Below are 14,737 nucleotides of genomic sequence, written 5' to 3' on the forward strand. Positions count from 1 at the left end.
TATAAGAGACAGCCATCTCCCCATCCCCCCATCACCTCTTTGCGGCTGCACGAACAATTCGATTAGCATCGCCAGTTAAAGCAGCGCGAATATTATCGGGAGTGTGGGGATTTTTGGCGATGGCGTATCTTTCTAACCAAGATGAGGAATGAATATTCTCTGCTAATATTTCCCTTGGTGTTGAGGGATGTAGAAAAACTAGTAAGCGGGTGAATGTGGGAGTTGTGGAGGTGACACAATCTGCTAACACTTGACTGATTCTTTGGGGAAAACGATTTATTAAAGCTTTGATTGCTGCTTGTTTAATTTGATTATCTGCTTTTCCTAAAATGGCTAATTGTTCGAGAATATTTAAAGATGTATTCGGATGAGAAGCAACCGCGATCGCAATTGTATCGCAATTATCTAGTGCTAATAATTCGAGTAAACTACTGGGAGTATTGGGATTTTCAGCTACACCCAGACGCACCATACTAATGTTATCTTCTGCAAGTTGTTTGAGCAGATGTTTATCAGTTTTGGGATGACGTGCAACTCCTTGACGAATGATTACCCATTGACTGTTAGAAAGGGTATTAAGAATATCTGGAGATAAATTTGGATTTTTAAGAGTTTCAAGCAGTTCCAAGACGCTTGCAGGAGCATAAGGATTATTTATCGCTGCTTCTCTAACTGTTCGATGTTTATCTTGAATCAATTGTACGAGGGTTTTGAGGGGAGTTTTGAGATTTTTGGCGACTATAGTACGAACTTCCCAACGATGATGCTTTGCTAATTCTGCGAGTGTTGTGCTAGAAGCGTGACGATGACGTGCTACAGCAGCACAAATTTTTAAATCGGAAGTTTGTGCTAAACATTGTAAAGTGCTGTCGGGAGTTTTGGAATTGCGGGAAAGGTTAGTAAGTGCAGTTTCCAGAATCGAATTGTTTTCTTTTTCAACGAGTTTTTCTAAAACATGAATGGGAGTATTGGGGTGTTGTGCAACTCTTTGACGAGTATCGTAATTAGTACTATCTGCCATCGCTGTTAATAAATTGGGGTCGTAAACAGCGTATACTGGCATAATTGGGATACCTTGAGCGCGTGCCGTATTTATATAATCGTATATTGTATTTTTTTGTTGATTAAGAGGAATTTGTGCCGGATTATTCGGATGAACTGCGACAATTTTACTTATCCAATCATCGTTATCTGTTGCCAATTTTTCTAATGCTGCGACGGTGGAATTAAGATTCAGCGCTACAGCTTTACGTACCATGACATCTTGATCTTTGGCTAACTCAAATAACACATCCCCAGGAGTGCTAGAGTGAGCGGCAATAGCCAAACGAATCCGCATCCATTGACTGGTGGAAAGTTGTCTGAGAATTTCTTCAGAAATCAGCGGATTTTCGGTTAGTTCTAATTGGATTTGAAACTGTTGGTGTAAACTCAGGGGTGTGTGGGGATGATAAGCGACAGCTTCCCTTACTGTATCGCTAATATCTCCCATTAACTGTTCGACAATATTTATGGGAGTATGGGGATTTTGAGCAACCATTGCCCGTACTTTACTATAACTATCCGTCGCTAATTTTGCTAAAATCTGCTCATCAGTGTTGAAATCTTCAGCAATATATAAACGTACCTCAGCATCCAAAGTTTTTAATAAATATTCCGGTATAGCACCAATCGACCATAAATAAATCGAAGATTGACGTTCCCGTGGTAAATTGGTACTTTGCATTGCCATGATTGCAGCTTCATCCCATCCCTGCTGCATTTCTCCCGCTAAAGTTATGTGTAACTGTGCAGCTTCAGCTACTTCTGTATTTTCTACCTCAGTTAATGACAGTAAAGCTGTTTGCGGTGTTTTGGGATTCATGGCGATCGCTAATAACACTTCTACATCATGATGACTGGTTGCTAATTCCAAAAACTGAGGTGATATGCAATCGAGCTTTAACAAAGCTTGTAAACTAATCAGGGGAATTTCCAGGATGAAATTCGGATTTTCTAATAATAATAAAGAAAACACCGGATTTTCTAACAACTGCTGGGGAAATTCCGCTGCTAATTTAAATAAAATTTCTGTTGGTGTATTAGGATTACTAGCTACATTTTCTCGAATCATATCATCCGAACTACGACTTAAATCAAACAAGAAATCGGGAGCCGTATTGGCATTTATCGCTACAATTCGTGCTAATTCGATATCAATTTCAGCTAGCTCTTGTAATCGTAGTGGTGAAGTTTTCTCGCTCGCTGCTTCTTGCCGAAGTTTAGATAAATTCGGTTCTGGAGAACGATTAGCCATAGCGAATAATTAATTAGTTAGTTAGTTAGTTAGTTAATTAGTTAATTAGTTAGTTAATTCTACAGAGTTGAATGTAGACTTATTGAAATTAGATATTAGTCAATTTTTTCTTAAGTTTACGTTATTAGTCAATACTAAATTTTGCTTTTATAATTTACTAATAAAAAGTTAATAAAAGTAATCTAAACAACACATTAATCACTAATAGTTATCTAAATCTTCTCTTTTATTCAATTTGCTTTCAGTAGCGATACCAACTAAATTAATAGTAAAAATGGCTATAGCTTTACAAACTAATGCTAAATATCCATACTTAAATTTTGACATCCGTAATTACAGATTCAACCAATATTACCGAAATTTAATCACAAAAATCACAGCGACGTGTATAATGAATAACCCTTTCACCAGCTTTATCGAAAAAACAAGTTGAATTTGTATCTCTTTAAGCAAAAATATGGTACTAATGAACTACAATAAATTTGTCATATTTGTACAGGTATAATTAATGATTTCCACTGTTTCAAATATGTTTGATTATGGGGTAGCGCCAAAGCCTTTCTTGAAATGGGCTGGTGGAAAAACACAGTTAATCAAACAAATAAGTAAATTTTTGCCTTTGGGATTGCATAACGGTTCAATAAACAAATATGTGGAACCATTTATAGGAGGTGGAGCGTTATTTTTTTGGATAGCATATAATTATCCGGTAAAAGAGTTATTTATCTCCGATATCAATGTTGATTTAGTCTTGGCATACAAAACTATTCAATGTGATATAAACGATTTAATTAAAATATTATTAGATATTGAGAATAAATATATATCATTAAATAATAATCAAAGGGCTGAATATTTTTATCAAGTAAGAAATAATTTTAATCAGCAAAGAAACCAGATAAATTTAATTGATTATAATTCAGATTGGATAGAGAGAACAGCGCAAATGATATTTTTAAATAAAACTTGTTTTAACGGCTTATTTAGAGTTAATTCCAAAGGAGAATTTAACGTTCCTGTAGGAAAATACAAAAAACCATCGATATGTAATCAACAGACTTTAAAAACAGTTAATAAAATTCTGCAAAGAACAGAAATTGTGCAAGGAGACTTTAGTAAATGCGAAATATTTATTGATGAAAATACTTTAGTATATTTTGATCCACCTTATAGACCGATTAGTAACACATCTAATTTTACTGCTTATTCGCATCAAATTTTTGATGATTCCGAACAATTAAGATTACACAATTATTTTCAAAAACTAGATCAAAAAGGTGCATTTCTGCTACTGAGTAACTCTGACCCAAAAAATTATAATATAGAGGATGATTTTTTTGAACAGCTTTATAATGGTTATCGAATAGAAAGAGTCAAAGCATCCCGCTCCATAAATAGTAATTCAGCAAAACGCAATCCTATCAATGAACTGTTGATTATGAATTATTAATTAGATGGATGTTTTAAAAGTATCCGGCGGTTTAAACCGCACGCCAGTTGCTACAACGGAGGGAGCCTCCGCAACGCACTGGCTCTACTACATAAACAAAGTCCACCGTAAGGTGGGCTAGTAATTTAGAACCCGCAGTAAGGCGGGTTTTGTTCGTGTAGCCAAGGCAACGCCGACTGCCGTGCGACTTATAGTCGCCAGGTAAAGTATTAAATTAGACTTGCAAAACATCCTCTTAGATGGAAACACATCTATCATGAAATTTAATTATTTATTTCCAAAATATTTCAACTGTGCTGATGAATCAGAAGTTTTTCAATATTTTCAAGATACATTAACAAATTCCATCACTGGATGGGATTATTTTGTTGATTGGACAAAAGTGCTGAATAAATTTAAACAAGTAGAAATTTATTTGAACGCATTAAATTATTTAATTGGTAAGGAAGATATAGAAAATGAATTTCGTTATCTTTTACAACAAATGCCGCAAATTGTCAACACTATACCGATTTTAATTGCTTGTCGTACTTTTAATTTTCAGATACTAACGGATTACACAAATAATAATTTTACTTATAAATCTTTTAATTTTAAAAATCAAAGTATTTTATTTCCAGGGGATATAGATGATATTGTTGAATTTGCCAAAAATATGGGGTTATTAGAATTATTTCAAAATAGAACTCTTAAAAGTATTCCCGATTACGTTTTGGGTATTGAAGTTGGTTTAGACACAAACGGTAGAAAAAATCGTGGTGGAACAACAATGGAAACTATTGTTGAAAATTTAATTACCATAATCTGTGATAAAACTAATTTTCTATTTATTCCCCAAGCGACATCTGACAAGATTAAAAAACAATGGAATATTGATATTCAAGTAGATAAATCGAGTCGTCGTTTTGATTTTGCGGTTAAAAATCATTATCATCTCTACTTAATAGAAACAAATTTTTATGGTGTAAGTGGTTCCAAATTAAAAGCAACCGCAGGAGAATATAAAAGTTTATTTGATTTTATATCCCCACAAGGACATAAATTTATTTGGGTAACAGATGGCTTAGGCTGGAAAAGTACCTTACGCCCTTTAGAAGAGACTTTTAGACATATTGATTGTACTTTGAATTTAAAGATGGTTCTTAGTGGTTTACTTGAAGAATTAATTACAGAGAATTTGTAACAGGTTAAAGGTTAGAGGTTAGAGGTTAAAGTTAATTAAAGCCTTGTTCTATGATTATTATTTTCTCAAATACAGGAATGTCCGTGATCAACCGCACCCCCTTCAGGGGTGAATGTCACAGTCACTGGTTGGTGCGTGACGCTACAAGTCTGATTGCTACGTTCAAATTTATTCTAAACTACACACCCGTGGCAAAAAATTGTGCAATCCTTATCCAGCCAAAATTCTGAAAAACGTAGCAATACACCCTGTTTTTAGATTCGCGATCACGTAGTGCAAGCTCGTTGCGATCGCAATCAATTATCTAAACTGATAGTAATCGTACCGCTTCCCCAAAAGGAAATTCATCCAAGGCTAAACCACCGGGAGTAACTACCCATAACACGGGTAATTCCGGCATGATATCAGGGAAAGTACCGTAACCATCAGTTAAATAAACACATACAGCTTGTTGTTGTCCATCCCATGTTCGAGCAACTTGATCGAAGAAAGGAACAAAAGATGTACCACCACCACCTTGGGGTTTTGGTGGCATAGAATCACCGTTGAGTTCATAAGGGCCGTAAACTTCGGCATCAACATAGTAAAACTCGCATTTTATATGGGGGTAAGAACTCAAAATACCCTGCACTTCGGAGAAAAATAATCCCAATAATTTTGTATCAATCGAGCCGCTAGTATCCAAAGCTAAATAAACGCGAATCGATTCACCTTGCAAGCTTTCCAGATACAACCTACGTCCGATAAAACGGCGGTCAAATCCAGAAAAGTCAGTAGGGGTTTGTACTAAATATCGCCAAAGGTAAGAACGCCAATCAATTTGAGCGGAATTTAAAGTTTCTAATTCTCGTTCAATTCCTCCCCCAAGATTACCTTGATTTGCAGTACGAGCGACAGTTGCAGCTTGCTGCATCGCATTTTGCCAATGGGCTTCCATTGCCGCTTTTTTTGCTTGGGACATACTATCACCAGCTTGAGAAGTTGAGGAACTTTCTCCTTTACCTTCCTGCTCTGGGGCTTCTTGACTTTCTTGATTATTACCTTGTTGTTGAGAACCACCAGCATCTTCCGGTGGACTATCGAGTAAATCGGGATTAGTTAATTGTGGTGCATTATCAGCATCTTGAAGCAAAATTTCATAAACTTCCTCAACGCTTAAATGTTCTAATTTAACATCTCTTAAAGTTCCTTTAGGTAATTCAAACCCATGAGTAGCAATCATACCGTTAATAACGATATCAGCCGCAATATTCCATAATTGAGCATCCCGAACACCCCGACGTGGTACATGAAGCAACGCTGCGTGTAAAACTTCGTGTAGCAACACCCCATCAAGTTGTTTAGTAGGTAAAGACAATAAAAATTCCACATTATAGAAAATATCTTTACCATCAGTAGCCGCTGTCGGTAATTTTTCCGTAGGAATAAAACGAGCAAACATTGCTAATGTTGCAAAAAACGGCGATTTTGTTTGCAAACGCAATAAAGACGCGCTAATACTTTTTTGAATATCTTCAGTCATTTTACAGTTTACAGTTGACAGTTGACAGTTGACAGTTGACAGTTGGGAGTTAGGAGTTGGGAGTAAGAAGTAAGAAGCAAGAAGTAAGAAGCAAGAAGCAAGAAGTAACAAGTTAGGAGTTAGGAGTTAGGAGTTAGGAATTGGGAGGATGTCTTAAAAGTATCCGGCGGTTTAAACCGCTACTACAGAAACAAAGTCCACCTGCGTGGACTAGTTAATTTAGAACCCGCTGCCACGGCGGGTTTTGTTTTTGTAGCCGCGACTTCTAGTCGCCAGGTAAAGTATTAAATTAGACTTTCAAAACATCCTCTAAGAGCTAGGAGTTAGGAGTTAAGAGTTAGGAATTTTAACCTTTAACCTTTAACCTCTAACCTTTAACCTCTAACCTTTAACCTCTAACCTTTAACCTCTAACCTCTAACCTTTCTACGGTTTCTGCGAATCTAGATAATCTTGCAATAATTTCTTAAATTCGGGATTTTTGCTGAGTAAATTAGCTAAAACTCCCCGCTTACCTTTACTTTCCATGACTCGTGATAAGTCTACGGCGAAAAGTCTTACCCATTCATTTGCTGCAACTTGGTTTAACCAGTTGAAAGCATTAAGTGCTTGAACAGCATTTTCAGCACGTACTGTCAATCCAACTACCGTTGCATATCTGATGCTGGGTTCTTTAGGAAATTGAATGGTTTCGCCTTTTCCTTCCAAAATTGCGATTAGGTTCGGTAGATTGTCGTACATGGAAATGTATGAAGCAAACTCAGTAGCGGCAGCGGTTCCTACAGCTGGATTAATATTTAATCCGGCACAATGTAACGCACTTGCCATTACCCAAGAGCGAGGAGAAGCCCAAGCTGGTTGTTGGGGGTCAATTTTGTGTAATAAAGTAGTGCGGAAGGAAAGAAAAGCAATTATTTGCTCGTGTACACCTTTTTCTAAAGCATAGGCTTTGAAACTTTCAAAATCCGGTTGTACTTCTACGTGTAAAAATCTATTTGCTAAAGGTGAAGGCATATCGAATACAGCGGCGCGGTCTTCTTTACGGTTCCCTGCTGCCCATACAAACCAACCATCTGGCACTACGTAGGAGCCTACACAGCGGTCTAAAATCAACTGTTGTGCGACTCCCTGCATTGCCGGAGGAGCCATATTTAACTCATCGAGAAACAATACACCTTTACCCTGACGAGGTAGAAATTCCGGGGGAAACCACTTAGAAATACCATCTTCAGCAACCGGCAAACCCCGTAAATCAGTAGGTGCTAACTGAGACAAACGAACATCTACAAATTCAATCCCGCTTTCTCGTGTTAGCTGACTAACAATACTAGATTTACCAATACCGGGAGGCCCCCAAATCATTGTGCTGATTTGAATATTATTACGAATAAGCTGGTCTAAAAATAATTTGAGTTCGTTGGGAGTCATAGAATTTTGGATTTTAGATTTTGGATTGGGAATATTTAGAAGTTAGAAGTTAGGAGTTAGGAGTTAGGAGTTATGACCTTTGACCTCTAACCTTTAACCTTTGACCTCTAACCTTTGACCTCTAACCTTTAACCTTGTCCCTGACGTTTTCTTAAAGAACGCTTTGCGGATTTGGCAACAACGGGGTCTTCGTCTTGGGCTAGATGTTCTAAAATTTCTATGGGCGTTTCTGAATGTCTTGCGACAAATAACCTTTCGGTTTCCACAACGCTGGTAGAAAATTCTTCTAGTAATTTCTGGCGCAGTTTGGGTGGGGTGTTGGGATGCTGTACTATATGCCAGTCGTATCTAAAAAATTGTGTCAGTTGTTCTAATGCTGTAGCGGGAGTACTAGGGTTTTGAGCAATAAATGAACGCAAATGCCAATCCTTAATTAATATCTCCAAAACATTTCCGGGTGTTTTAGGATTACTAGCTACAGCTTGACGAACTTCTAATCGCCAATCTTCAGCCAGTTTTTCTAAAACCTGGGGAGGAGTATTCATATTTTTTGCCACACCATAACGCACATCTTTAGATGTATCTTTGGCAAGTTCCTCTAAAACCTGGGATGGTGTGCGAACGTTTAAGGCTATCCACGGACGAAGTTCTGGTGAATGTTTGGCCCATTGAACCAAGATTGACATTGGTGCATGGTCGTGCTGTGCTACATATTTGCGAACTGATAAACGTTCGTCTAATGCCAAACGCCAAAGCACTTTTTGTAAGGTTGATTCTGGTGTATTGGGATGACGTGCTAATAACAAGTCGTGAAATGGTGTACCACCCAATATTTCTAATACATAACCTGGAGTACTGCCATTCCTGGCAACAGCTGCCTGGATATCTCCCCGACTATCCATTGCTAATTCTTCAAGAATTTCTGGAGGAGTACTGGGGTTTTCTGCAACAAACTGGCGCAGTTGCAAATCCTTTGCTGCCTGTACTAGCAAATATGCTGGTGTCTTGGGATGCCTTGCTACCATCTGCCGCACCCTTTCATTGGGATGTTCTGCCATTTCCTCTAACCAACTACTAGGGATGTGAGGATTCTGGGGCAGAAAATTCATCGTATGCACCCGATAATCCATTGCCAATTCGATTATCAAATGCTTGGTTAAATCTGAACGTTTGGCGATCGCACTTTTGACTTTGGTTAATGGTACCTTAATCAATTTTTCTAGAACACTTAGGGGTGTATTGGGATTTTTGGCAATACTTGTTTCAATAGCTACTCTTAAATTCCAATTTGGTTCTGGATTATCGACTAAAATTTGCAAAACTCTCACAGGAATTTTCGGATAAGTAGCAAGATACAAACGAACGGAACTTGCACCATATTCTGCTAACTTTTCCAAAACCCCTTGAGTTATATCTTTGCGTTGTGCAATACATAAACCCAATTCCGGGTCATACCTACTTTTAATCGCTAACTGTTCTAAAATGTGTTCTGAAGCTTGTTTATGTTTTGCTACAGCTTCCAATACCAAAGAATTGGAATGCATTGCAGCACAAGCTAAAAACCATTCTGGGGCTTGCTCCTCTTTTAAAAGCTTTAATAAAGACCAATATGATATATCTGTTGCTAAATTGGGATTTTCCAGCATCAACAGGGATAACACCGGATTAGAGAAAAATGAAGACGGAAAATCTCCCGCCAATTTCAGCAGTACATCAGTCGGTGAATTGGGATTTTTTGTGACATTTTCGCGGGTAGCCTTATCTTCGCTCGATGCTAACTCCCGCAATAAATCCGGTTCAGCACTGGGATTTGCTGCCACCACTCTTCCTAGTTCTATACTTTCATAAGCAAGAACCCTGAGTTTATCGGGTGGAGTAGCTTCGTCAGCGGCCAGTTGTTCTGGGGTTGGGTACATTAGCGCTAACCTACCTCTTGCGTAGATGTATTATTTTATTCCGCTTTATCTAGTAATTTCTAGTAAAGATGCTACATTTTTGCGCTTAGTAGTAAATTACCTTGACAACTTTTTTTCAACAGTTATCTGCGTCACTTTCTCAAACCTAAAATTGTCAAAATACCTAGTAATAATAACTTATTCAAGAATACTGTCATGATTACTTATGTTCTACATAAATCAAATTTTAACTAAACTTCCGTAGCCCAAACTCTCGATTAGGGCTTAAAAATACAATGTATTTATAATTACTAGTTTTATTAAGTATAAAAGTAGAAGTCGGGTTTTTAGAATAACTATCTGTAACACCGAAAAATTCCCATCAAAACCCGACGAATCACCTCACGTACCCAGTAACGGAATCAAGACGCGACAAATCTAGCCCACCTTTGTTAAAGACACTCTTCGCCAGCAGTGGTAATAAAGGAGCCTCAATTCGATGAAAGAAACTGTAAAACCTCAATTTTTCGTGGGGTAAGAAGTCGGGTTTTTATTACTATTTTCTGATGTTAGCGATATTGTTTGTAAAAACTCGATTTCTGTGATTATGTTGAGTTCACGTTAAACAAAAAATATAGAGACGCAGCGTATTGCAACGTCTCCTAATTATCATATTTCCAATAACTACTACAAACCTTTACTCGATTTCTAAATAAGCCTTCAAAGCTTCATTTACCAAATCCGTCATCGTTTTACCTTGACTTTCAGAGGCTTGCTTGAGCTTATCGTAAACATCATCTCTAACACTAACTCGATGCCTTAATTTCTTCGCAATCGTAGTATTATTAATCGCAACTACCTGACCATTGCTTTCTTCTGTAATCGGTGCCGTAGTCGAATCTGCCATTGCTTCAACCAAACCATCGCGATCGTCTGATATTCCAGTAGCAATTGTTTTTACTTCGTACTTGGCAGCATATTTGCGAATTGCGTCAAAGCCAACTCTATGACAAAAGTCACCAAAACTTTCTTGATCTTCGCGATACTCTTTAAAGTAAACGAACATTGGTTCTAACTGCGTTTCCAATTCATCAACGTGCAGCCTTTCCATGTAGGGTAACGCTAAACGAGTTTGATTTGGTGAACCTCCCAACCACAGTTGATATGCATCGGGAGCGCTACCAACAAAACCTAATTCTGCCATATAGGGACGAGCGCAGCCGTTAGGACAACCAGTCATCCTTACCACAAAATGCTCATTTTGTAAACCTACTTGATCCAAAAGCGTGCGAATCCGGTCTAAAATGCCGGGAATTACTCGTTCCGATTCGGCGATCGCCAATCCGCAGGTAGGAAGTGCGGGACAAGCCATTGCATAGCGTACCAATGGTTCAATTTTCTCTGGGTCGCTATTGATACCGTGGTTTTGGAGAATTTCTTCAATAGCTGGTTTATTTTCGGGTGCGATGTCGAGGAATATTAAATTATGGTTAGCGGTAAGACGAATATCTAAATTGAATTGCTTGACAATTTTGCGGAGTGCGGTTTTGAGTTGAAAAGAACCTTCGTCTTTGACTCTACCATTTTCGATAGAAATACCTAAAAATAGTTTGCCATCACCTTGTTCGTTCCAACCGAGATAATCGTAATATTTAAATTCCGGTAAAGGCTTGAAAGGTTCTACAGCCTTACCAAAATATTCCTCAACCTGGGAACGGAATTTTTCCACACCCCAATCGTTGATTAAATATTTTAAACGAGCGTGTCGTCTTTGAGCGCGATCGCCATAATCTCTCTGAGTAGCGACAATCGCTTTAACTAAATCATAAACGTCTGATTTTGAGACATAACAAATCTCATCAGCTTTCCTAGCAAAGGTTTCTTCTTTGTTGTGAGTTCTTCCCAAACCACCACCAGCAAAAACGTTGAATCCTTTTAATTGGGAATTTTCGTCGGTAATTACTACCAACGATAAATCCTGAGTATAAAGGTCAATACTATTATCCCCAGGTACCGTGACGCTAATTTTAAACTTGCGCGGCATATAGTGGCTACCGTAAATCGGTTCGGGGTTATCATGAAAAACAGTTCCCGTACCATTACGTTGACGAGCAGCTTTTATTTCCGGACTTTCTTGGGCGGTTATGGCTTTTTCACCATCAAGCCAAATTTCATAATAAGCACCAGTTTGTGGTGTAAGTAAATCAGCAATTTTATCGGCGTATTCGACAGCGTATTGATATTCTGGTTTATTTTTAAAAGGAGCAGCAGGTGCCATGACATTGCGGTTCAAATCTCCACAAGCACCCAAAGTGGAACCCATGTTTTTAACAATAGCGGCAATTGTCGATTTGAGATTTTTCTTTAAAATTCCATGAAGTTGAAAACCTTGACGAGTAGTTATCCGCATCGTGTGGTTTCCATAATCATCGGAAAGTTTATCTAAAGTTAAATACAGCTGCGGTGGAATAAAACCTCCAGGATTCCTAGTTCGCAGCATCATTTGATAATCTTTTTCTTGTCCTCTAACGCGATTATCACGGTTATCTTGTTGATAAGAACCGTGAAACTTGAGAATTTGTATGGCTTCTTCGCTAAAGTGAGTAGTATCTTCGAGAATCTCAGTTGCTACAGGTTCGCGTAAAAAATTGCTGCGTTCTTTGATTCCTTCAAGTTTGGATAGCTTACGGATTGTGGTTTCGGGAGGAGCAGACTTAACCATTACAGTGGTATTGTGTTCTCAATAGGGCATTTTGTATTGCCGAGGTACAATTTTTACAGTGTTTTAATTACCAATTGCTGTTTCAATGACACTGACGAAAATACCACCTTTACCTCTACTATCAAGTCGATCTAACAAGCGTCCGGGGGTATTTTACGTCGATTATTCATATCACTGATCGGTGGTCACTGATCAAGATGCATCCCTTCGGCTAAGTACATTCCTGGTATTCCGGTCGGAATTAAGGGGAACTATTTAATTTTATCACGGCAAAAAGCCTGATTTACCATTGAAGCAACACTTAACAAAAGAATAGGGAATAGGGAATAGGGAATAGGGAATAGGGAATATATCGTTAGTAGTATTAGTCCTGTTTAATTCGTCGGGTTTTTGACTTAACTATTTGTAAAACGAGATCACCATGATCAAAACCCGACTTCTCAAACTTTGAAGAAGTCGGGTTTTTGGCTTAACTATTAGTAAAACGAGATAGCCATGAACCAAACCCGACGAATCACCTTAAAAATAGAAGTTTTAAAGCATATTCCCACTAAACGGTGTTCGAGGAGTCCGGAGCAAATTCACGTTAAATTAATGGTAATCAGGTAGTAATTACTATTAGAAATTAAAACCAACACCACCACCGACGTTAACAGGTAGAGCTTTGCTATTATCAAAGCCATCAAGGGATACAGTAGCATTACTGTAAACAACAATCCCTTTCTTAACTTGAGATTCTACACCAATACTTGCGGTAACAGAATCTTTGTTACCTAAAGGAGATGATTTAGCATCTTGTTCGATAAAAGAATAACCGACAGCACCATATAGATTAGTACTCTTATTAATACCTAAATCGGCGGAAATTTCCGGGTTGATAGCAGTTGCATCATTGTTCCACAAAACCTTAGTACGTGCGGAAATTGGGGTATTTTTAATTTTCACACGACCTTGGATATTACCACCGAGATTAGCAGCATCGTTTTGCTGACCACCGTTAGTTACCTGACCGCTAAGACCACCACCAACGTAGTTTCCGTTAAAGCCTTTAGGCTGTGCAGAAGCCTCACCAGCAGACAAAACAACAGGGGCAATTAATAAAGAAGATAATGCTGAAATTGTGACGCAAGACTTAATAAAGCGTTTCATAATTTTCACCAAATATTGTAGAAGTTGCTTTTACATTCATTGTCGAAAAACAACTTAAAAGGTTCCAAATCTTTTTGATAATTTGTTTATTTTTTACCTCAAACCTTGGAAATACTGATAACTATATCTTTATCGTTTTATTCAATTTAAAATAATAGTTGTAGGATGACTTATAAATCAAAAAAAATGTTTCCTAAATTAAATAAAAAAGAAATAAAAATATTTTAGTGGACTCTTTAGAATCTGTCACACATTAAACAATTTAATCAAAAATATCGAATAACAAAATTTGAATTAACTAAGTTATCTTACAGATAAAATGCCTTCTGATTATTTACAACTTAATCGGATTGAGTTAATAAAAATATAAATAATCAGCAAAATTTCCCTAGAAAGATTTCTCATGCTTAATTCGGGCTACAGCACTCAACATTAACCAAGAAAACGTATTTAAGCGAAAATCAAACAGCGTCACATCCACCGTGTTGAAAAGTATCCAGGCTGCAAACACTAACAAATAGCTGAAAAATATTAACTTATCTTCAAAAAAGATAATTTGCAGCGATCGCACTCCTTTGATAAATACCCAACCCAACAAACCGTAAAAAAACAGTGTTGCGGGCAGTCCAGTTTCAGCAGATAGCATTAAAAATAAATTATGAGGATGACCCAACCACAAGTTCATTTTTGCTTGATAAATATCAGAGAAATTACGTAAACCCCAACCAGTCCAAGGACGCTGCATAGTTAAAGACCAGGCAAAATTCCATTGAGTTGTACGCATTAAAGCAACTGGTCTATCCGCGTGTAATTGGTCGTTGAAACGCGCCCAAAAAAAAGCCGGAACGATTTTACGAAATAACTGTGCAATAGTTGGAGGAGCAAAAGCAGCCAAAGTTATGCTAGTCGCAATTGTCACAAAGATAGCTACAAGCGATCGCCATTTTTGGTAAATAGCATAAGCCAGACAAGCCACTAAAGCAATTACCCATGCATTACGAGAGTTAGTTAAAATTAACCCCGCGAAGTTTATAATTACCGCAAAGGTCAGCAAAATGAAAGGATGGGAAGAAAATTCGATCTCCCCATCCCC

At 37.7% G+C, this 14,737-nt stretch carries 9 protein-coding genes; 2 read left to right on the top strand and 7 right to left on the bottom strand.

The genetic code is table 11. The annotated features are described in order from the left end of the window. Positions 1–31 precede the first annotated feature (31 nt). On the bottom strand, positions 32–2,296 hold the full coding sequence (locus IQ247_RS27345) for a hypothetical protein (RefSeq protein ID WP_193924796.1): 2,265 nt from the start codon (positions 2,294–2,296) through the stop codon (positions 32–34). Positions 2,297–2,804: 508 nt separating this feature from the next. On the opposite strand from IQ247_RS27345, the gene IQ247_RS27350 reads away from it, so the two are divergent. Further along, a complete protein-coding gene (locus tag IQ247_RS27350) occupies positions 2,805–3,746 on the top strand; it encodes a DNA adenine methylase (protein WP_228060088.1) in 942 nt (313 codons plus the stop codon). Between the two features lie 256 nt (positions 3,747–4,002). Further along, on the top strand, positions 4,003–4,929 hold the full coding sequence (locus tag IQ247_RS27355) for a type II restriction endonuclease (protein WP_193924798.1): 927 nt from the start codon (positions 4,003–4,005) through the stop codon (positions 4,927–4,929). A gap of 304 nt (positions 4,930–5,233) precedes the next feature. Here IQ247_RS27355 and IQ247_RS27360 read toward each other — a convergent pair whose 3' ends face one another. The 6 genes from IQ247_RS27360 to IQ247_RS27385 form a co-directional block, all read right to left on the bottom strand. After that, positions 5,234–6,451 (bottom strand): vWA domain-containing protein, encoded by a 1,218-nt coding sequence (locus IQ247_RS27360; protein ID WP_193924799.1) that lies wholly within the window; start codon positions 6,449–6,451, stop codon positions 5,234–5,236. A 425-nt stretch (positions 6,452–6,876) separates the two neighbouring features. Then, positions 6,877–7,878: an ATP-binding protein gene (locus tag IQ247_RS27365; protein ID WP_193924800.1), complete on the bottom strand. Its 1,002-nt coding sequence runs from the start codon at positions 7,876–7,878 to the stop codon at positions 6,877–6,879. 128 nt (positions 7,879–8,006) lie between these two features. Next, a complete protein-coding gene (locus tag IQ247_RS27370; protein ID WP_193924801.1) occupies positions 8,007–9,794 on the bottom strand; it encodes a variant leucine-rich repeat-containing protein in 1,788 nt (595 codons plus the stop codon). A 676-nt stretch (positions 9,795–10,470) separates the two neighbouring features. Further along, the gene (gene sir, locus IQ247_RS27375; RefSeq protein ID WP_193924802.1) at positions 10,471–12,495 is read right to left on the bottom strand and encodes a sulfite reductase, ferredoxin dependent; all 2,025 of its coding nucleotides are present in this window, start codon (positions 12,493–12,495) and stop codon (positions 10,471–10,473) included. Between the two features lie 618 nt (positions 12,496–13,113). Further along, on the bottom strand, positions 13,114–13,644 hold the full coding sequence (locus tag IQ247_RS27380; protein WP_193924803.1) for a putative outer membrane beta-barrel protein: 531 nt from the start codon (positions 13,642–13,644) through the stop codon (positions 13,114–13,116). Between the two features lie 388 nt (positions 13,645–14,032). Further along, a partial coding sequence (locus IQ247_RS27385; protein WP_193924804.1) for an O-antigen ligase family protein occupies positions 14,033–14,737 on the bottom strand: 705 nt, incomplete at its 5' end.

It is taken from the genome of Plectonema cf. radiosum LEGE 06105 (assembly GCF_015207665.1).
Classification (GTDB): Bacteria; Cyanobacteriota; Cyanobacteriia; order Cyanobacteriales; family Nostocaceae; genus Rivularia; species Rivularia radiosa_A.

Excerpts from the sequence above, each read along its gene's own strand:
- IQ247_RS27345 (WP_193924796.1), bottom strand. The coding sequence starts at position 2,296 with ATGGCTAATCGTTCTCCAGAACCGAATTTATCTAAACTTCGGCAAGAA.
- IQ247_RS27350 (WP_228060088.1), top strand. The coding sequence starts at position 2,805 with ATGATTTCCACTGTTTCAAATATGTTTGATTATGGGGTAGCGCCAAAG.
- IQ247_RS27355 (WP_193924798.1), top strand. The coding sequence starts at position 4,003 with ATGAAATTTAATTATTTATTTCCAAAATATTTCAACTGTGCTGATGAA.
- IQ247_RS27360 (WP_193924799.1), bottom strand. The coding sequence starts at position 6,451 with ATGACTGAAGATATTCAAAAAAGTATTAGCGCGTCTTTATTGCGTTTG.
- IQ247_RS27365 (WP_193924800.1), bottom strand. The coding sequence starts at position 7,878 with ATGACTCCCAACGAACTCAAATTATTTTTAGACCAGCTTATTCGTAAT.
- IQ247_RS27370 (WP_193924801.1), bottom strand. The coding sequence starts at position 9,794 with ATGTACCCAACCCCAGAACAACTGGCCGCTGACGAAGCTACTCCACCC.
- sir (WP_193924802.1), bottom strand. The coding sequence starts at position 12,495 with ATGGTTAAGTCTGCTCCTCCCGAAACCACAATCCGTAAGCTATCCAAA.
- IQ247_RS27380 (WP_193924803.1), bottom strand. The coding sequence starts at position 13,644 with ATGAAACGCTTTATTAAGTCTTGCGTCACAATTTCAGCATTATCTTCT.